The 21,231-nt window shown below is 75.3% G+C and carries 2 protein-coding genes; both read left to right on the top strand.

What is annotated here, in order from left to right; all coding sequences use genetic code 11:
- A partial coding sequence (locus tag FPZ41_RS49605) for a type I polyketide synthase (protein WP_152867194.1) occupies window positions 1-19,842 on the top strand: 19,842 nt, incomplete at its 5' end.
- The coding region (locus tag FPZ41_RS32465) for a type I polyketide synthase (RefSeq protein WP_228023130.1) at window positions 19,839-21,231 on the top strand (1,393 nt) is incomplete at its 3' end. The genes FPZ41_RS49605 and FPZ41_RS32465, both read left to right, overlap by 4 nt.

Below are 21,231 nucleotides of genomic sequence, written 5' to 3'. Positions count from 1 at the left end.
CACCCCGACACACCCCACCCCGTCCCATGGCGCCCCTCCGGGACCGTACTTGTCACCGGCGGCACCGGCGCCCTCGGCACCCACGTCGCGCGCTGGCTCGCCGAAAACGGTGCCGAGCGGCTGCTGCTGGTGAGCCGGCGTGGGCCGGCGGCGCCCGGTGCGGCGGCGCTGGAGGCGGAGCTGACGGGGCTCGGAGTCGACGTCACCGTCGCGGCTTGTGACATCGCCGACCGGGACGGGCTCGGCGAACTGATGGCCGCGGTCCCGGACGAGACGCCGCTGACGGCCGTGGTCCACACGGCCGGTGTCCTGGACGACGGCGTGCTGCACAGTCTGACGCCGGAGCGGTTCGACGCGGTGTTCCGGGCCAAGGTGGCCGCCGCCCAGGTCCTCGACGAGCTGACCCGGGAACTGGTCCCGGACCTGGACGCCTTCGTGCTGTTCTCGTCGCTCGCCGGTGCCGTCGGCAACCCCGGCCAGGCCAACTACGCAGCCGCGAACGCCGCGTTGGACGCGCTGGCCCGTCGGCGGGTAGCGGCGGGGGTGCCCGCCACCTCGCTCGCCTGGGGCGCGTGGAGCGGAGCCGGTATGGCCGCCGGGGGGCGGCTCGGGCGGCACGCCGCCGGACATTCCCTGGAACCGGAGCTCGCGCTGACGGCCATGGCCGAACTGGTCGCCGAGAGGGCGCCGGACACGGTCGTCGCGGACCTCGCCGACGCAGAACTGCTCGACGGCATGTTCGGGCTCCGGCACACCGCCTCCCTCACCTCACTGCCGGGCGCCCGCCAGATCGCGGCCGCCGCCCAGCAGGCGCGGCAGGATCGCGCCGGTGCCGCGGCCGAGTTGCGTACGCGCCTGCTGGCGGCCCGTGCGGACGACCGGTTGCCGTTCGTCCTCGATGTGGTCCGCACACAGGCGGCGGCCGTGCTGGCGCATCCCGGGCCGGACGCCGTCAAGCCCGAGCGGGCCTTCCAGGAACACGGGTTCGACTCGCTCATGGCCGTCGAGCTGCGCAAGCGGCTCACCGCGGCCATGGGTCTGCCGCTGCCGGCCACCATGGTCTTCGACCATCCGACGCCGCTCGCCCTGGCCCGTCACCTGCTCGGGGAGATCCTCGCCGAGGGCGACGGGGCCGACGTCGTGGCCACCGCCGCCGACGTGTCCGACGAACCGATCGCCATCATCGGCATGAGCTGCCGCTTCCCAGGCGGCGTCGACTCCCCGGAGGCCTTCTGGGAGCTGATCGCCTCCGGTACGGACGCCATCGGGGAGTTCCCCGCCGATCGCGGGTGGGACGCGTCCGGGCTGTACGACCCGGACGCCGACCGCAGCGGGACCACGTACTCCACGCACGGTGGATTCCTCGACGGGGCGGGCGATTTCGACCCCGGGTTCTTCGGGATCTCCCCGCGTGAGGCGCTCGTCATGGATCCGCAGCAGCGGTTGCTGCTGGAGACCGCATGGGAGGCCGTCGAGCGCGCCGGCATCGACCCGGGCACGCTGCGCGCCAGCCGCACGGGTGCGTTCATCGGCTCCAGCTACCAGGACTACGGGCGTGGTGCCGGGGAGGGCACCGAGGGCCACATGGTCACCGGGTCCAGCCCCAGCGTGCTGTCGGGCCGGCTGTCGTACGTCCTCGGTCTCGAAGGGCCCGCCGTCACCGTCGACACCGCCTGCTCCTCCTCCCTGGTCGCCCTGCATCTGGCCTGCCAGTCGCTGCGGGCCGGCGAGAGCACCCTGGCGCTGGCCGGTGGCGCGACGGTCATGACGACGCCGGACTCGTTCGTGGCGTTCAGCCGGCAGCGGGCGCTCGCCGCCGACGGCCGCTGCAAGGCGTTCGGCGACGGCGCCGACGGCATGACCCTCGGCGAGGGCGTCGGGCTGCTGCTCGTGGAACGGCTCTCCGACGCCGTCCGGGGCGGCCACCCCGTGCTCGCCGTGATCCGGGGCTCCGCCGTCAACCAGGACGGCGCCTCCAACGGTCTGACCGCCCCCAACGGACCCTCCCAGCAGCGTGTCATCCGGCAGGCCCTCGCCAACGCCCACGTCGCCCCGGACGACATCGACGCCGTCGAGGCACACGGCACCGGCACCGCGCTCGGTGACCCCATCGAGGCGCAGGCACTGGTCGCGACATACGGGAGGGACCGGGACCCGGAGCGTCCGGTGTGGCTCGGCTCGGTGAAGTCCAACATCGGGCACGCCCAGTCCGCCGCCGGTGTCGCCGGCGTCATCAAGATGGTGCTGGCCCTGCGGCACGGCGTCCTGCCGCCCACCCTGCACGTCGACACGCCGTCCCGGCACATCGACTGGTCCTCGGGAGTGCTCCGGCTGCTCGACGAGGAGCGGCAGTGGCCCGCGAACGGGCGTCCGCGCCGGTGCGCCGTGTCCTCCTTCGGCATCAGCGGCACCAACGCGCACACGGTCCTGGAGGAGGCGCCGGAGGAACTGCCCACGGCCGTCGAGCCGGGCACCGCGCCCCCGGTGACCGGCGTGGCATCGGTGACTACCGCGCCCGCCCCGGAAACCACCGTGCCCGCTGTCATCACCGCGCCCCCCGTAACCGGTGCCCTGCCCTGGGTGCTGTCCGCCTGTGCCCGGGCCGCCCTGCGGGACCAGGCCACCGCGCTCGCCGCCCACGCCACGGAGCGGCCCGGCGACGACCCCGCCGACACCGGGCACGCGCTCGTCACCACCCGCTCCCTGCTCGACCACCGCGCGGTCGTCCTCGGCGGCGATGCCGCCCAACTCGTGGCCGCGCTCAGCGCGTTCGCCGGACAGGAGCCCGCCGCGCCCGTCGTGCACGGCGAAGCCGACGTCGACGGGCGCACCGTGTTCGTCTTCCCCGGCCAGGGCACCCAGTGGGACGGCATGGGCGCGCACCTGCTCGAACAGTCGCCCGTGTTCGCGGAACGCATCGCCGCCTGCGCCCTCGCCCTCGACCCGTTCGTCGACTGGTCGCTGACCGCCGTGCTCCGCCAGGAGCTCGGCGCGCCCGGACTCGACCGGGTGGACGTCGTCCAGCCCGTCACCTGGGCCGTGATGGTGTCCCTGGCCGCCGTGTGGGAGGCGTACGGTGTCCGCGCCGACGCCGTGATCGGTCACTCGCAGGGCGAGATCGCCGCAGCCGTCGTCGCGGGGGCACTCTCCCTGGAGGACGGCGCCCGGGTCGTGGCGCTGCGCAGCCAGGCCATCGGCCGCACCCTCGCCGGGCGCGGCGGCATGATGTCGGTGCCGCTGCCCGTCGCCGAGGCCACCGCCCGCCTGGAGCCGTGGGACGACCGGCTGACCGTCGCCGCCGTCAACGGGCCCGGCGCGGTCGTGGTCTGCGGTGACCCCGAGGCCCTGGACGCCCTGCACGACGTGCTCACCGCCGACGGCGTGCGGGCCCGCAAGATCCCCGTGGACTACGCCTCGCACTCCGCGCACGTGACGGACCTGCACGACGAACTCCTCGATGTACTCGCCCCCGTGACCCCGCGCGAACCGCGCATTCCGATGCTGTCCACGGTGACGGGGGAGTGGCTGAGAGACCCGGCCACGGACGGTGGCGGCACAGACGCCGCGTACTGGTACCGCAACCTGCGACAGACGGTCCGCTTCGGACCGGCCGTCGAACGACTCCTCACCGGACAGCACCGGGCGTTCATCGAGATCAGCGCCCACCCCGTGCTCACTCCGGGCATCCAGGGCGCCGTCGACGAGGCGGGCGTCGCCGCGTACGTCGGCGGCACGCTGCGGCGTGGCGAGGACGACGCGCGACGCGTGCTGGTTTCTGTCGCCGAGGCGTTCGTGCGTGGCGTGCGCGTCGACTGGACCGCCGCATACGGCGACGGCACCCGGCGCCGGGTGGACCTGCCCACCTACCGCTTCCAGCACCAGCGGCTCTGGGTGCCGCCCGTGACACCCGGTGCGGGTGAGGGGGTGGCCGACACGGAGGACGCCGCCTTCTGGAGCGCCGTGGAGGAGGCCGACCTGCCGGGGCTCGCCCGGGACCTCGACGTCGCCGAGGACGCGCTGGCCGCCGTACTGCCCGGCCTCACCGCCTGGCGCAGGCGCCGCAGCGAGCAGTCCACGCTGGACGACTGGCGGTACAAGGTGCGTTGGGTGCCGCTGTCCGTGCCGAGCGGTACGGTCACCGGACGCTGGCTCGTCGTCACCGCCGCCGGGGACGGCGGCAACGACGGCACGGATGTCATCGAAGCCCTTGCCGCGCAGGGAGCCGAACCCGTACGGCTCGTATGCGACGACACCCACCTGGACCGCGAGGCCGTCGCCGCGTTGCTGCGGGACGCGGGCCTTTCGGCCGACGAAGAGTCCGAGGGGGAGTCCGAGGGGGAATTCGACGGCGATACGACCCGTGTCGCGGGCATCGTCTCCCTGCTGGCCGCAGCCGAAGAGGACTGCCCGGGCCACCCGGGTGCCGTACTCGGCACCGCCCTCAACGTCGTCCTCGTCCAGGCGCTCGGCGACCTCGACGCGGACTGCCCGCTGTGGCTGCTGACGCGGGGCGCCGTCACCACCGGCCGCGCCGACCGGGTCACCCGGCCCGCGCAGGCGCAGTCGGTGGGCATCGGCTGGACCGCGGCGCTGGAGCACCCCCGTTTCTGGGGCGGCACCGTCGACCTGCCCGACACCCTCGACGAGCGGGCCGCGCGCAGGCTCGCCGCCCTCCTCGCGGGCGGCGCGCACAGCGCCGAGGACCAGCTCGCCCTGCGCGCCTCCGGCGTCTTCGCCCGCCGCGTCGTCCGCGACCGCGCTGGTGAGCGCACCGGCGACCGTACCGGTCACCGCCCGGCGAACGGCTGGACCCCGCGCGGCACCGTCCTCGTCACCGGCGGCACCGGCACCCTCGGCCCGCACGTGGCCCGCTGGCTGTCCGCCCAGGGCGCCGAGCGGATCGTGCTCGTCAGCCGGCGAGGCCCCGAGGCGCCCGGCGCCGGCGAACTCATCGCCGAACTGGCCGAGTCGGGCACCCAGGTCACCGTCGCCGCCTGCGACATCACCGACCGCGCCGCCCTCGGCGCACTCCTGGACCGGCTGCGCGCCGACGGGCACACCCTGCGCACGGTGATCCACGCTGCCGCCGTCATCGAGCTGCACACCCTCGCCGGCACCGACCTCGCCGCCGTCTCCCGGGTCCTGCACGCCAAGGTCGACGGCGCCCGCAACCTCGACGCGCTGCTCGCCGACGACGACCTCGACGCGTTCGTGCTCTTCTCCTCCGTCGCCGGACTGTGGGGCAGTGGACAGCACGCCGCGTACGTCGCCGGCAACGCCCACCTCGGCGCGCTCGCCGCCGAGCGCCGCGCCCGGGGTCTGAAGGCGACCTCCGTGCACTGGGGCATCTGGGCCAACGAACTCGGCGTCGGCCGGGTCGCCCCCGACCACGTACGCCGCACTGGCCTGGTGTTCATGAACGCCGACCTCGCGCTCGCCGGGATGCGGCGCGCCCTGGACGACGACGAGGCCGTCCTCGCCGTCGCCGACGTCGACTGGGACCGCTACTACCCCGTCTTCACCTCCGTCCGCGAGACCCGGCTCTTCGACGAGGTGCCCGAGACCCGGCGGGCCGTCGAGAGCGTCGAGCGGCAACAGGGCTCTGCCGACGGAGAGTTCGTCGCCCGGCTCGCCGCGCTGCCGGCCGCCGAACGCGACCGGCTGCTGCTGGACACCGTGCGCGGGCAGGCCGCCGCCGTCCTCGGCCTCGCCGGCCCCGACGACCTGTCCGAGCGGCGCGCCTTCCGCGACATCGGCTTCGACTCGATCACCGCCGTCGACCTGCGCAACCGGATCTCCTCCGCCACCGGACTCATGCTGCCCGCCACCCTCGTCTTCGACCACCCGACGCCTGCGGCCCTCGCGGCGTTCCTGCGCACCCTCCTCGACGACTCCGGCACCCGCACCGCAGCGGCCGGACCCGCCGTACCCGTCGCCGTTACCGCCGACGAACCGATCGCCGTCATCGGCATGAGCTGCCGCTACCCCGGTGGCGTCGACTCGCCCGAGGCCCTGTGGGACCTCGTGATGTCCGGTACCGACGCCATCAGCGGCTTCCCCGCCGACCGCGGCTGGCCCGTCGACGCGCTGTACGACCCCGACCCCGACACCCCCGGCAGCACCTACGCCGTCCAGGGCGGATTCCTGCGCGACGCCGCCGGCTTCGACCCGGTGTTCTTCGGCATCTCGCCCCGCGAGGCCCTCACCATGGACCCGCAGCAGCGCCTGCTGCTGGAGACGTCCTGGGAGGCCTTCGAGCGCGCCGGGATCGTGCCCGAGACGATCCGCGGCAGCCGCACCGGCGCGTTCATCGGCGCCAGCTACCACGACTACCCCGCCGCCCACGGCGAGGGCGCCGACGGCCACGCCGTGACCGGCTCCCTCACCAGCGTCCTGTCCGGCCGCGTCTCCTACCTGCTCGGCCTGGAGGGCCCGGCCGTCACCCTCGACACCGCCTGCTCCTCCTCCCTCACCGCGCTGCACCTGGCCTGCCAGTCGCTGCGCAACGGCGAGAGCGACCTCGCCCTCGCGGGCGGCGTCAGCCTCATGGCCACCCCGAACACCTTCATCGGCTTCAGCAGCCAGCGCGCCCTCGCCCCCGACGGACGCTGCAAGGCGTACGGCGACGGCGCCGACGGCATGGCGCTCGCCGAGGGCGTCGGCATGGTCCTCGTGGAACGGCTCTCCGACGCCGTCCGAAGCGGCCACCCCGTGCTCGCCGTCGTCCGCGGCTCCGCCGTCAACCAGGACGGCGCCTCCAACGGCCTCACCGCGCCCAACGGTCCCGCCCAGCAGCGCGTCATCCGCGCCGTCCTCGCCACCGCCCGCCTGGAGCCGGCCGACGTGGACGCCGTCGAGGGCCACGGCACCGGCACGGCCCTCGGCGACCCGATCGAGGCGCAGGCCCTGCTCGCCACCTACGGCCAGGACCGCGAACGGCCGCTGCTGCTCGGCTCGGTGAAGTCCAACATCGGGCACAGCCAGGCCGCCTCCGGCGTCGCCGGAGTCATCAAGATGGTCACCGCGCTGCGGCACGGCGTCCTTCCGCCGACCCTGCACGCCGACACACCGTCCACGCACGTCGACTGGTCCGCGGGTGAGGTGCGCCTGCTCACCGAGGCCACTGACTGGCCGGAGACGGGACGACCGCGGCGCGCCGCCGTGTCGTCGTTCGGCATCAGCGGCACCAACGTCCACACGGTCCTGGAACAGGCCCCGGAGCAAGCGGGCGCGCTCCAGGACGTGCAGCCGGGTCCGGGCACGCCCGATGCCGAACAGCTTCGCGCACCCGAGGATCCGGAGCCGGCCGGACCGCTGCCCGTGCTGCTCTCCGCCCGCGGTGACGACGCCCTGCGCGCCCAGGCCACCCGCCTCCTCGCCTTCGCCGAGGAGCGGCCCGACCTGCCCGTCGGCCGCCTCGCCGCCGCCCTCGCCCTGCACCGCTCGGCATTCGAGCGCCGCGCCGCCGTGGTCGCCTACGACCGGCACGACCTGCTGCGCGGCCTGCGCGCGCTCGTCGCTGGACAGCCCGACCCCGCCGTGGTCCGCCCGGCCACACCCGGCGCCGGACGCGGACGGGTCGCCTTCCTCTTCACCGGGCAGGGCGGCCAGCACCTGGGCATGGGACGTGAACTGTACGACCGCCACCCGGTGTTCGCCGACGCGCTCGACGCCGCCCTCGCCCACCTCGACACCGGGCTCGACGTGCCGCTGCGGGACGTGATGTTCGCGTCCGAGGGCACCCCCGAGGCCGCGCTGCTGGACCACACCGGATACACCCAGCCCGCCCTGTTCGCCTTCGAGGTCGCCCTGTACCGCCTCGTCGAGTCCTGGGGCGTCACGCCCGACTACGTCGCCGGGCACTCCGTCGGCGAGATCGCCGCCGCCCACGCGGCCGGAGTCCTCGAACTAACCGACGCCTGCGCGCTGGTCGCCGCCCGCGCCCGCCTCATGGCCCGGCTGCCCGAGGGCGGCGCGATGGTGTCCGTGACGGCGACCGAGGACGAAGTGACCCCGCTGCTCGACGAGCGTGTGTCCGTCGCCGCCGTCAACGGGCCCGCCTCGCTGGTCCTGTCCGGCGACGAGGACGCCGTCGGGGCCGTCGCCGCCGCGCTCGCCGCCCGCGGCCGTCGCACCCGCCGGCTGCGCGTCAGCCACGCCTTCCACTCGCCCCGCATGGACGCCGTACTCGACGCGTTCGCCGAGGCCGTCGCCGGGATCGGGTCGGCACCTGCCGTGCTCCCGCTCGTGTCCACCCGCACCGGCGACGTCATCACCGACGACGAACTCGCCACCCCCGACCACTGGGTGCGGCATCTCCGCGACACCGTGCGGTTCGCCGACGCCGTGACGACCCTGACCGGACGTGGTGTGCGGACCTTCCTGGAGATCGGGCCCGACGCCGTCCTCAGCGGCATGGCCCGCGCCGTCCTCGACGACGACCCCGCCACGGGTGAGTCCGCCGCCGTCGTACCGCTGCTGCGCCGCGACCACGCCGAGGTCCCGCAGCTCACCACCGCCGTCGCGGGCGCCCATGTGCACGGCGTGACCGTGGACTGGGCGGCCTTCCTCGCCGCCGCGGACGTGACCGACCATCACCTCGACCTGCCCACCTACGCCTTCCAGAGGCAGCGCTACTGGCCCGAACCCGGCACCGGCGCACCGGCGGTCACCGCCGACCCCGCCGACGCCGCCTTCTGGTCCGCCGTCGAACGCGAGGACACCACCGCCCTCGCCGCACAGCTCGGCCTCGACGCGGACGCCGCCCGGTCGTTCGCACCAGCCCTCGCCGCCTGGCGCCGGCGCCGCCACGACCGGGCCCGCCTCGACGCCCTGCGCCATCACGTCGTCTGGCGGCCCGCCCAGCCCACCACGGCCGGCCTCACCGGCACCTGGCTGGCGCTGCTGCCCGAGGACATGGGCGACTCCGAGTGGACCGAGGGCATCCTCGCCGAGCTGGGCACGGATGTCGTACGCGTCACCGTCATGGGTGAGCGCGAGCAGACGGCCGTCCAACTCGGCTCCCTCGATGGACCGTTCAGCGGCGTACTGTCCCTGCTCGCGCTCGCGGGCGAGGACGCCGCCGCGCTCACCGCCACCGCCTGCCAGGCCCTGGGCGACGCCGAACTCGACGCCCCCTTGTGGTGCGTGACCCGGGGTGCCGTCTCCGTCCTCGGTGCCGGCGAGCCCGTGCGCGACCCCGCCGAGGCCGGGGTGTGGGGGCTGGGTCGGGTCGTCGCCCTCGAACACCCCGGCCGCCTGGGCGGGTTGGTGGACCTGCCCGATCAGGTCGACGCCGCTGCCGGGCGTCGACTGCGGGCCGTGCTGGCCGGCGGCGACGCCGAAACCGCCGTACGCGACTCCGGCGTGTACGTCCGAAGGCTCGTGCGGGCCCCGCATCGTGAGACGTCGGCGATATCGGACCACGGTCTCGCCGACCCGCACGGCACCGTCCTCATCACGGGCGGCACCGGCGCCCTCGGTGCCCACGCCGCGCGCCGCCTCGCCCGCGAGGGAGCCGGGCACCTGCTGCTGCTCGGCCGTCGCGGCCCCGACGCGCCCGGTGCGGTCGAGCTGCGGGACGAACTGACCGCGCTGGGCGCCCGTGTCACCCTGGCCGCCTGCGACGCGGCCGACCGCGACGCGCTCGCCGCCGTCCTGGCCGATCTGCCCGCCGACACGCCGCTGACCGCCGTACTGCACGCGGCCGGAGTCGTCGAGGACCGTGTCCTGGACACCCTCACGCCGGACGACTTCACGGCCGTACTGCGTGCCAAGGTCACCGCCGCGGAGAACCTCGACGCGCTCACCCGCGAGACGCCGCTGACCGCGTTCGTGCTGTACTCCTCGACCGCTGGTGTCCTCGGCGCCGCCGGACAGGGCAACTACGCCGCCGCCAACGCCCGGCTCGACGCGCTCGCCGCACGCCGTCGCGCCGACGGACTGCCCGCCACGTCCATCGCCTGGGGACCGTGGGCCGGATCCGGCATGGCTGCCGGGGAGGACATCGACCGCCGGCTGCGCCGTGCCGGACTCACCCCGCTCGACCCCGAAGCCGGCGTCGACGCCCTGTTGGACGCCGTCGCCCATGGCGACACCGCCGTCACCGTCGCCGACGTCGACTGGCCCCGCCTCGCGGCCCTTCAGCCCGCCTCGGCTGCTCTGCTCACCGAACTCGCCGGGCCCGCACCGGCCGACGAACGGCCGGGTGAGCCGGGCGAGGACGATCTGCGGTCCCGACTGGCCGCGCTGCCGCCCGCCGAACGCGGCCGGATGCTGCTCGACTTGCTGCGCGCCCGCGTCGCCGCCGTCCTCGGCCACGCCGACCCTGCGACCGTGGAGGCCGACTGGACCTTCCGCGACCTCGGCTTCGACTCGCTGACCACCCTCGAACTGCGCAACGGCATCGCCGCCGCCACCGGCCTCACGCTGCCCGCCTCCCTGGTCTACGACCACCCCACCCCGCAACACCTCGCCGACTTCCTGCTCGGCGAACTCCTCCGCGACACCGCCGAGTCCACCCCCGGGGACCCGGTGCCGCAGGCGCGGGCGGTCGCCGACGACCCGATCGCCGTCGTCGGCATCGGCTGCCGATTCCCCGGCGGCGTCACCGGACCCGACGACCTGTGGCGGCTGCTCGCCGACGGCCGTGACGCCATCGGCCCGTTCCCGGACGACCGCGGCTGGGACCTCGCCGCGCTCGCCGACGGCACCTCCGCCACCCGCGAGGGCGGATTCCTCGACAAAGTTGCCGACTTCGACGCCGACTTCTTCGGCATCAGTCCGCGCGAGGCCCTCGCCATGGACCCGCAACAGCGGCTCCTGCTCGAAACGTCCTGGGAGGCCCTGGAGCGCGCCGGCATCGACCCCACCGGACTGCGCGCCACCCCCACCGGCGTGTTCGTCGGCACCAACGGCCAGGACTACGCCACCGTCCTGCGGCGCGGCACTGCCGACGTCCAGGGCTACGCCGCCACCGGCAACACGGCCAGCGTTCTCTCCGGCCGGCTGGCCTACGTCCTCGGACTTGAAGGACCGGCCGTCACCGTCGACACCGCCTGCTCGGCCTCGCTCGTCGCCCTGCACTGGGCCGTGCGGGCGCTGCGCGACGGCGACTGCGGTCTCGCCCTGGCCGGTGGCGTGTCGGTCATGTCGGCACCGGACGCGTTCGTCGAGTTCAGCACCCAGGGCGGACTCGCCTCCGACGGCCGCTGCAAAGCGTTCTCTGCCGCGGCCGACGGCACCTCCTGGTCCGAGGGCGTCGGCGTCCTCGTCCTCGAACGGCTCTCCGACGCCCGCCGCCATGGACACCACGTCCTCGGCCTCATCCGTGGCTCCGCCGTCAACCAGGACGGAGCCTCCAACGGGCTCACCGCCCCCAACGGCCCCTCCCAGCAGCGCGTCATCCGGCACGCCCTCGCCGATGCCGGACTGCGGCCCACCGACGTCCAGGCCGTCGAGGCACACGGCACCGGCACGACCCTCGGCGACCCGATCGAGGCCGAGGCCCTGCTCGCCGCCTACGGACGAGAGCGTGAACGGCCCCTGCTGCTCGGCACGGTGAAGTCCAACCTCGGCCACACCCAGGCCGCCGCCGGTGTCGCCGGCGTCATCAAGATGCTCCTCGCCATGCGCCACGGCGTCCTGCCGCGCACCCTGCACGCCGAGGAGCCCTCCCCGCACATCGGCTGGACACCCGGCGGCCTCACCCTGCTCACCGAGCCGACCGCATGGCCCGCCGACCACGGCCCGCGCCGCGCCGGCGTCTCCGCGTTCGGCATGAGCGGCACCAACGCGCACGTCGTCGTGGAGCAGGCGCCCGAAGAGTCGGAGGGCGCCGCGCCGACCGAGGGCGGGCACGACGGTGCCGAGGGCGGGCGCGAGGGCGTCGCGCAGAGGCGCGAGAGCGCCCCCGAGTCCGCGACCCCGTGGCCGTGGGTCGTCTCCGCCCGTACCGCCGCCGCCCTCGACGCCCAGCTCGACCGGCTGCGGACCGCGGACCTGAACGGGACCACCGCCGACGTGGCCCTCACCCTGGCCACGGCCCGCGCCGCCCTCCCGCACCGTGCCGTACTGCTCGCCGGCCCCGACGGCACGACCGAGGCCGCACGCGGCCGGGCCCGGGGCAGCCGCGGCCCGCTCGCCGTCCTGTTCTCCGGCCAGGGCAGCCAGCGCCTCGGCATGGGCCGCGAACTGCACGCCCGCTTCCCGGTGTTCGCCGACGCCCTCGACGCCGTACTGGCCCGCCTCGACCTGGAACTCGGCCGGCCGCTGCGCCCGCTGATGTGGGGCGACGACGCGGCCGCCCTCGACCGCACCGGCATGGCGCAGCCCGCGCTGTTCGCAGTCGAGGTCGCGCTGTTCAGGCTGCTGGAGTCCTGGGGCGTCACACCCGAGTACGTCGCCGGCCACTCCGTCGGCGAGATCACGGCCGCCCATGTCGCGGGCGTCCTCACCCTTGACGACGCCTGTGCCCTGGTCGCGGCCCGGGCCCGGCTCATGGACGCCCTGCCGCCCGGTGGCGCCATGGCCGCCGTACGGGCCCGCGAGGAGGACGTACGCCCGCTGCTCGGCGCAGCCGATGCCGATGGTGTTGCGGTCGCCGCCGTCAACGCGCCCGACGCGGTGGTGCTGTCCGGCGAGGAGAGCGCGCTGAACGCCGTCCTTGACCGGCTCGACGCCGCGCAGGTCACCCGCCTTCGCGTCAGCCACGCCTTCCACTCGCCGCTGATGGAGCCGATGCTCGACGAGTTCCGGGCCGCGCTCGACCGGCTGGAGTTCCACCCGCCGACGCTCACCGTCGTCTCCAACCTCACCGGCCGCGCCGCCACGGGAGGTGAACTGGCCAGCCCCGACCACTGGGTGCGGCACGTCCGGGAGACCGTGCGGTTCGGCGACTGCGTCGCCGCACTGCGGGACGCCGGCGTCGGCGCGTTCCTCGAGGCGGGCCCGGACGCCGTGCTCTCCGGCGCCGTACGTTCCCAACTCGACGACGCCACGCCCGTGGTGCCGCTGCTGCGCCGGGACGGCGACGAACCGACCGCCGCGCTGACCGCCCTCGCCCGGCTGCACGCCGACGGTGTCCCGGTGGACTGGACGAGCTTCTTCGCCGGAAGCGGCGCCCGCCTCGTCGACCTGCCCACCTACGCCTTCCAGCACCGCCGCTACTGGCCCGAGACCGCGCCCGTGCCCCGGGCCGACCCCGTGGAGGCGGAGTTCTGGCAGGCCGTCGAGGCGTCCGACCCCGCGGCGCTCGCCGCCGCCCTGGGTGCCGACCTCGGCTCCGAGGCGACGGCCGCCCTGGCGACGTGGCGTCGCAGGCGCCGCGCCCGGGCCGCCGCGGACGATCTTCTCTACCGCGCCGAGTGGGTGCCGATTCCAGTGCCCGAAGACTCCGGTACCGGGCGCTGGCTCCTGCTGGCCGGCGACGGGGACGAGACATGGGCCGACGCCGCCGTAGCGGCGCTGGGTACCGATCGTCTTCAGCGGGCCGACATCGACACGCTCGCCGACGCCACTGCCGAAGCGACCGGTGTCCTGGCCCTGCCGGGTGCGGCGCGCGCCCACGGCCCGGACACACTCCTGCTCCTCCTGGAGGAGGCGGGCGTCACGGCACCGCTGTGGTGTGCGACCCACCGGGGCGTCACGGCCGACGCCACCGACCCCGCGCCGGACGTGACGTCCGCCGCGGCCTGGGGTGCCGGACGCGTCGCCGCCCTGGAGCACGCCGGCCGCTGGGGCGGACTGCTCGACCTGGACACCGCGCCCGACGCACGGCTGGGGGCGCTGCTCACCCTCGCCGCGGACGCGGCCGGACAGGCGTCGGGCGAACGCGAACTGGCCCTGCGCGCCGACGGCTTGCGGGCTCGCCGCGTCGTCCGCGTACTCCCGGACGCGCACGGCGTCGACTGGACGCCGCGCGGCACCGTGCTCGTCGTCGGCACCGGCCCGATGGGCTTGGCCGTCGCCCGCCGCGCCGTGCTCGGCGGCGCCGACCACGTCCTGCTCGTCGGGCGCGCGCCCACCTCGGACACCGCCGAACGCGTCCTCGCCGACATCACCACGGAAACGGCGGGTCTCACCGTCCACGACTGCGACATCGCCGACCGCACAGCCCTGACCGCACTCCTCGACAGCCCGGACGCCGCCGCGCTCACCGCCGTCGTCCACGCGGAGGAACCCGCCGGGGCCACCCTCGACGACGCGCTCGCCGGTGTGCTCGCCCTGAACGAGCACCTCGCCGACCGCGACCTGGACGCCTTCGTACTGTTCGGCTCGATCGCCGCCACCTGGGGCGCCCGGGGCCGTGCCGCCGAGGCCGCCGCCTGCGCCGCTCTGGAGGCCGTGGCCGAGCGTGGCCGGGAGCAGGGCCGGGCCGTCGTGGCCGTGGCCTGGAACGCCTGGGCCGGCACCGTGCAGCCCTCCCTCGCCGGGCATCTGCGGCTCAGCGGGCTCCCCGTCCTCACCGCCGACATCGCGCTCGCCGCCCTCGACCGGGCCGTCGGCCTCGGCCTGCCCGTCGTGACCGCCGCCGACGTCGACTGGGCGGCGTTCGCACCCGCGCACACCGCGAGCGGCCCCTCCACGGCCCTGTTCGCGGCCCTGCCCGAGGCCCACGACGCGCTGGCCCCCGCGGCCGGCGGCGAACCCGGCGACGACCCGGCCGCGCGCCTGCGTGAAGAGCTCCGCGCCCTTTCCGGGACCGAACGCACCGACCAACTCCTGTGCCTCGTACGGGAGAAGAGCGCCGTCGTCCTCGGGCACGGCCACGACACGGCGGCAGCCGATGCCATCGAACCCGACCGCCCCTTCCGCGACCTCGGCTTCGACTCGCTCGCCGCCGTCGACCTGCGCGACCAGCTGGCCCGAGCCACCGGCCTCACGGTGCCCGCCACGGCCGTGTTCGACCACCCGACCCCGGACGAACTCGCCCGCCACCTGCTCACCGAACTCCTCGGCAGCACCGGTCAGTCCGAGCGGACGGACACCCCCGTGGTCCCTGTTCCGGTGACCGACGACCCGATCGTCATCGTCGGTATGAGCTGCCGCTACCCCGGCGGCGTACGCTCCCCGGAGGACCTGTGGCAGCTCGTCGTCGCCGGGGTCGACGCCACCGGTGACATGCCGCTCGACCGTGGTTGGGACTTCGACCGGCTGCTGTCCGGCGGCCCGGGCGGCAGCATCACCCGGCGCGGTGGATTCCTCGCCGACGCGGCCGACTTCGACCCGGGCTTCTTCGGTATCTCGCCCAACGAGGCCCTCGTGATGGACCCGCAACAGCGGCTCGTCCTGGAGGCCGCCTGGGAGGCGCTGGAGCGGGCCGGAATCGACCCGACCGGGCTGCGCGGCGGCGACGCGGGCGTGTTCATCGGTGGCACCAGCGGCGACTACCGGCTCCCGGACGACCTCGGCCGCTGGGAGACCGCGCAGTCCGGCAGCCTGCTCTCCGGCCGCGTCGCCTACACGCTGGGGCTGCAGGGCCCCACGGTTTCGGTCGACACCGCCTGCTCCTCCTCCCTGACGGCGCTGCACCTCGCCGTGCAGGCGCTGCGCGCGGGGGAGTGCACCGTGGCGCTGGCCGGGGGTGTGACCGTGATGTCGACGCCGGTCGGCTTCGTCGAGTTCACCGCGCAGGGCGCGCTGTCCACCGACGGCCGCTGCAAGGCGTTCTCCGCCGACGCGGACGGCACCGGCTGGGCGGAGGGCGTCGGCATGCTCGTCGTGGAACGGCTCTCCGACGCCGAACGCCTCGGGCACCCCGTGCTCGCCGTCGTCCGCGGCACGGCCATCAACCAGGACGGCGCCTCCAACGGGCTCACCGCGCCCAACGGGCCCGCACAGCAACGGGTCATCCGCCGGGCCCTGGCCAACGCCGGACTGACCCCGGCCGGCGTCGACGCCGTCGAGGCGCACGGCACCGGCACCAGCCTCGGCGACCCGATCGAGGCGCAGGCCCTGCTCGCCACCTACGGCCAGGACCGCGAACGGCCGCTGCTGCTCGGCTCGGTGAAGTCCAACATCGGCCACACCCAGGCCGCCTCCGGCGTCGCGGGCGTGATCAAGATGGTGCAGGCGATGCACAACGGACTGCTGCCGCGCACCCTGCACGCCGACACACCATCCCCGCACATCGACTGGGCATCCGGCGCCGTACAACTGCTGACCGAGGCCACCGACTGGCCGGAGACCGGCCGACCGCGCCGCGCCGGCGTGTCCTCCTTCGGCGCGAGCGGCACCAACGCCCACGTCGTCCTGGAGCAGGCACCCGCGGCGCCGAGTGAGGCGCCCGCGCCGGGCCTCGTCCTCGGTGGCCTGCACCCGCTTCCGGTCGTGCTCTCCGCCCGCACCCCCGCCGCCCTGCGTGACCAGGCCCGCCGACTGCTCCACCGGGTCACCGTCGAACCGCGCCCGGCCGTCGCCGACCTGGCGTACGCGCTGGCCACCGGCCGCGCCCTGTTCGAGCACCGCGCCGCGCTCACCGTCACCGCCCACGACGACCTCACGGCGGGCCTCACCGCCCTCGCCGATCCGTCCGGCACCGCCGACGCCCCCGGCGTGCTGCGCGCGGACGCACCCGGCCCCGGCCGGGTCGCCTTCCTCTTCCCCGGCCAGGGCAGCCAGCGCCTCGGCATGGGCCGGGAGCTGTACGACACCCACCCGGCCTTCCGCGCCGCCCTCGACGAGGTGCTCGGGCACTTCGGCCCGGCCGTGCGGGACGTGATGTGGGGCGACGACGAGACCGCCCTCGATCGCACCCGTACGGCGCAGCCCGCGCTGTTCGCCGTCGAGGTCGCGCTGTTCCGGCTGCTGGAGCACTGGGGGATCACCCCGGACTACGTCGTCGGCCACTCCGTCGGCGAGATCGCCGCCGCCCATGTCGCGGGCGTGCTCCCGCTCGCCGACGCCTGCCGGCTCGTCGCCGCCCGGGCCCGCCTCATGGACCGGCTGCCCGAGGGCGGCGCGATGAGCGCGGTGCAGGCCACCGAGGACGAGGTCCGGCCGCTGCTCACCGACCGGGTGTCGCTCGCGGCCGTCAACGGCCCGGAGGCGGTCGTCGTCTCCGGCGACGAGGACGAAGTACTCCGCATTGCCGGCCACTTCGCCGACCTGGGCCGCCGCACGGGCCGCCTCCGTGTCAGCCACGCCTTCCACTCCCCGCACATGCAGCCGATGCTGGACGACTTCCGGGCGGAGCTCACCGGTCTCACCGTCATGGCGCCCGCGATCCCGGTCGTCTCCAACCTGACCGGACGCCTCGCCGGAGCCGACGACGGCTTCGGGACGCCCGAGTACTGGGTCCGGCACGTGCGCGAGGCGGTCCGGTTCGCCGACGGCGTCCGCACGCTGAGCAAGCGTCAGGTGTCGGTGCTGGTGGAGGTCGGACCGGGCGGTGTGCTGCTCGGCCTGGCCGGCGCCGGTGAGGCCGCGTCCGCGGTCGCCGTGCCCCTGCTGCGCCGGGACCACGCCGAGGCCGAGTCGCTGAGCACTGCGATGGCCCGGCTGCGGCTCGCCGGGCTGGGCGTGGACTGGGACGCGTACTTCGCCGGCACCGGGGCGCGCCGCGTCGACGTGCCGACGTATCCGTTCCAGCATGAGCGGTTCTGGCCCGAGCACACCGCTCGGCGGGCCGCGCAGGGCGGGGACGGTGACTTCTGGACGGCCGTCGAGAAGGAGGACTTCGCCGAGCTCGGTGCCCGTCTCGACGTCGATGACGACGCCCTGGCCAAGGTGCTGCCCGCGCTGCTCGACTGGCGGCGTGGCCGTGACACCGAGGCCCGCATGGACGGCTGGCGGTACCGCGTCGCGTGGCAGCCGCTGTCCAGCCTCCCGGCCCGCCGTCCCACCGGCACCTGGCTCGCGGTGCTGCCCGCGTCCGGCGCCGACGACGCCCGGACGGACGACGACACCTGGACGGACGCGGTCCTCGACGGGCTCGGGGCGAGCGTCGTGCGGATGCGCGTCGACAGCACGGAACGGGCCGAACTCGCGGCCCGCATAAGGACGTTCGGTAACGGGTTCGCGGGCGTGCTGTCGCTGCTCGCCCTGGACGACCGTGCGGACCGCGACGGGGCGCCCTCGGGCACCGTCGGCACCGCGACCCTCGTCCAGGCGCTCGGCGACGCGGGTCTGACCGCGCCCCTGTGGTGCGTCACGCGCGGTGCGGTGGCGGTCGGGGCGGCGGATGTGGCCCCGGCTCCGCGGCAGGCCGCCGTCTGGGGCCTGGGCCGGGTCGCCGCGCTGGAGTACCCCGACCGCTGGGGCGGCCTGGTCGACCTTCCGGCCGCCGTGCCCGGCGCCCGCGAACTCGACGCCCTCGCCGCCGTGCTCGCCGGGCACGACGGCGAGTACGGTGAGGACCAAGCCGCCGTCCGCGGCGGCACCGTCTTCGCCGGCCGGATCATCCCGGCACCCGCCGACGACCGTGACGCCGACGCCGTCTGGCAGCCCTCCGGCACCACACTGATCACCGGCGGCACCGGAGCCCTGGCCGCCCATGTGGCGCGGCGCCTCGCCAAGGCCGGTGCCCCGCACCTCGTACTCGCCGGACGGCGCGGCCCCGACGCGCCGGGAGCCGCCGCGCTGCGCGACGAGCTGACCGGCCTCGGCACACGCGTCACGCTCGCCGCGTGCGACGTCGCCGACCGGGGGCAGCTCACCGACCTGCTCGCCCGGATACCGGACGACCTGCCGCTGACGGCCGTCGTGCACACCGCCGGCGTCGTCGACGACGGCGTGCTGGACCGGCTCACCCCCGAGCGGTTCGGCACGGTCTTCCGCGCCAAGGCGGCCTCCGCCCTGCTCCTCGACGAACTCATCCGCGACAGCGACCTGGAGGTCTTCGCCCTGTTCTCCTCGGCGACCGCCCTCGTCGGCAACCCCGGCCAGGCCAACTACGCCGCCGCCAACGCCGTCCTGGACGCGCTCGCCGAACGACGCCGGGCCGACGGTCTGCCCGCCACGTCCATCGCCTGGGGCGTCTGGGGAGGCGGCGGCATGGCCGGGGGCGCCGCAGCCGAGGAGGCCATGCGGCGCGTCGGCATCGAGCCCATGGACTCCGAGCTCGCCGCCGAGATGCTGTGCCGGCTCGTCACGGAACCCCACCCGACCGCCCTGGTAGCGGGCCTGACCTCGGGTGCGTTCGCCGGACCTGCCGCCGGACGACCCCGCGCCCTGCTGCGCGGCCTGCCCGGCCACGACCGGCCTCAGGGCGCCGCCGAGCGGACGGCCGAACCGGCCACCGGCCTGCGGGAACGGCTCGCCAAGCTGCCCCCCGCACGCCGCACCGAGGCCGTCCTCGACCTGGTGCTGGCCCGGTCCGCGGCCACCCTCGGCCACCGCGACCCGGCCGCCATCGGCGCCGAACGACTCTTCCGCGACCTGGGCGTCGACTCCCTCGGCGCGGTCGAGCTGCGCAACCAGCTCACCGCCGCCACCGGTCTGCCGCTGGCCGCCACCCTCGTCTTCGACCACCCCACCCCGCTGGCGCTCGCCCGGCACCTGACCGAACGCCTCGCCCCCGGGACACCCACACCCGAGGCGCCCACCACACCCACCACGCCCCCCGACGACGCCAGGATCCGCTCGGCGCTCGCCCGACTGCCCCTGGACCGGCTACGCGAGAGGGGACTGCTCGACGAACTCCTCGCCCTCGCCGCCGGCACCGCGAACACCCCCGAACCCTCGGCGGATCCCGAACCCGACGCCGACATCGACGCCATGGCGCTCGACGACCTCGTTCGCGCCGCACTCCAGGGACACGAAGCCCGCCCGGACGACCCCACCGAACCCGATGACCCGTACGGCCCGACCGACGAGTCCGCCGAGCGACGGAGCCAGCCATGACCACGATGCCCAGCGAGCAGGTCGTCCAGGCCCTGCGGGCCGCCGTGAAGGACGTCGACCGTCTGCGCAGGAAGAACCGGCAGCTGGCCGCCGCCGCCACGGAGCCGATCGCCGTCGTCGGCATCGCCTGCCGGTACCCCGGCGGCGTGCGCTCCCCGGAGGACCTGTGGCGGCTCGTCGCCGACGGCACCGACGCGATGTCCGCGCTGCCCGCCGACCGCGGCTGGGACCTCACCGCGCTCAGCACCGCCGGAGCCGACGAGCACGGACACGAACTCAGCACCCGCGGCGGCTTCCTCGACGGCGTCACCGACTTCGACGCCGCCTTCTTCGGCATCTCCCCGCGCGAGGCACAGCGCATGGACCCCCAACAGCGCCTGCTGCTGGAGATCTCCTGGGAGGCGATCGAACGCGCCGGCCTCGACGCCACCACCCTGCGCGGCAGCCGCACCGGCGTCTTCATGGGCACCAACGGCCAGGACTACGCCCACCTGGTGCTGCGCTCTCTGGCCGACGCCGACGGCGAGGTCGGCAGCGGCATCGGCGCCGGCGCACTGTCCGGGCGGCTCTCCTACACGCTGGGTCTGGAAGGGCCCGCGCTCACCGTCGACACGGCGTGTTCCTCGTCCCTCGTCGCGCTGCATCTGGCCTGCCAGTCGCTGCGGGGCGGCGAGAGCGCCCTGGCCCTGGCAGGCGGCGTCAACGTGATGGCGACGCCCGGACCCCTCGTCGAGTTCAGCAGGCAGGGCGGACTCGCCCGGGACGGCCGCTGCAAGGCCTTCGGAGACGGCGCCGACGGCACCGGATGGGCCGAGGGCGCCGGAGTGCTGCTGCTGGAGCGGCTCTCCGACGCCGAACGGGGCGGCCACGAGGTGCTGGCCGTCGTCCGGGGCTCCGCCCTCAACCAGGACGGCGCCTCCAACGGCTTCACCGCCCCCAACGGCCCCTCCCAGCAGCGCGTCATCCGCGCCGCCCTCGCCGCCGCCCGGCTCACCCCCGCCGACATCGACGTCGTCGAGGCACACGGCACCGGCACCCCGCTCGGCGACCCCATCGAGGCACAGAGCCTGCTCGCGACCTACGGCCAGGACCGTGCCCGGCCTCTGCTGCTGGGGTCGGTGAAGTCCAACTTCGGCCATGCGCAGGCCGCCTCCGGTGTCGCCGGCGTCATCAAGACCGTCATGGCGATCCGGCACGGCATCGCGCCGCGCACCCTGCACGCCGACACACCCACCCGCCTCGTCGACTGGACGTCCGGCGCAGTCGAGGTCCTCGGCACCGAGCGGCCCTGGCCCGACACCGGCCGCCCGCGCCGAGCCGGAGTCTCCTCCTTCGGCGTGACCGGCACCAACACCCACGTCATCCTCGAACAGGCCCCGCCCGCCCCAC

This window comes from Streptomyces acidicola (assembly GCF_009377235.1).
GTDB classification, from domain to species: Bacteria; Actinomycetota; Actinomycetes; order Streptomycetales; family Streptomycetaceae; genus Streptomyces; species Streptomyces acidicola.
Note: the sequence above shows the minus strand (reverse complement) of the source record. Positions and strands in the feature narration are given on the sequence as shown.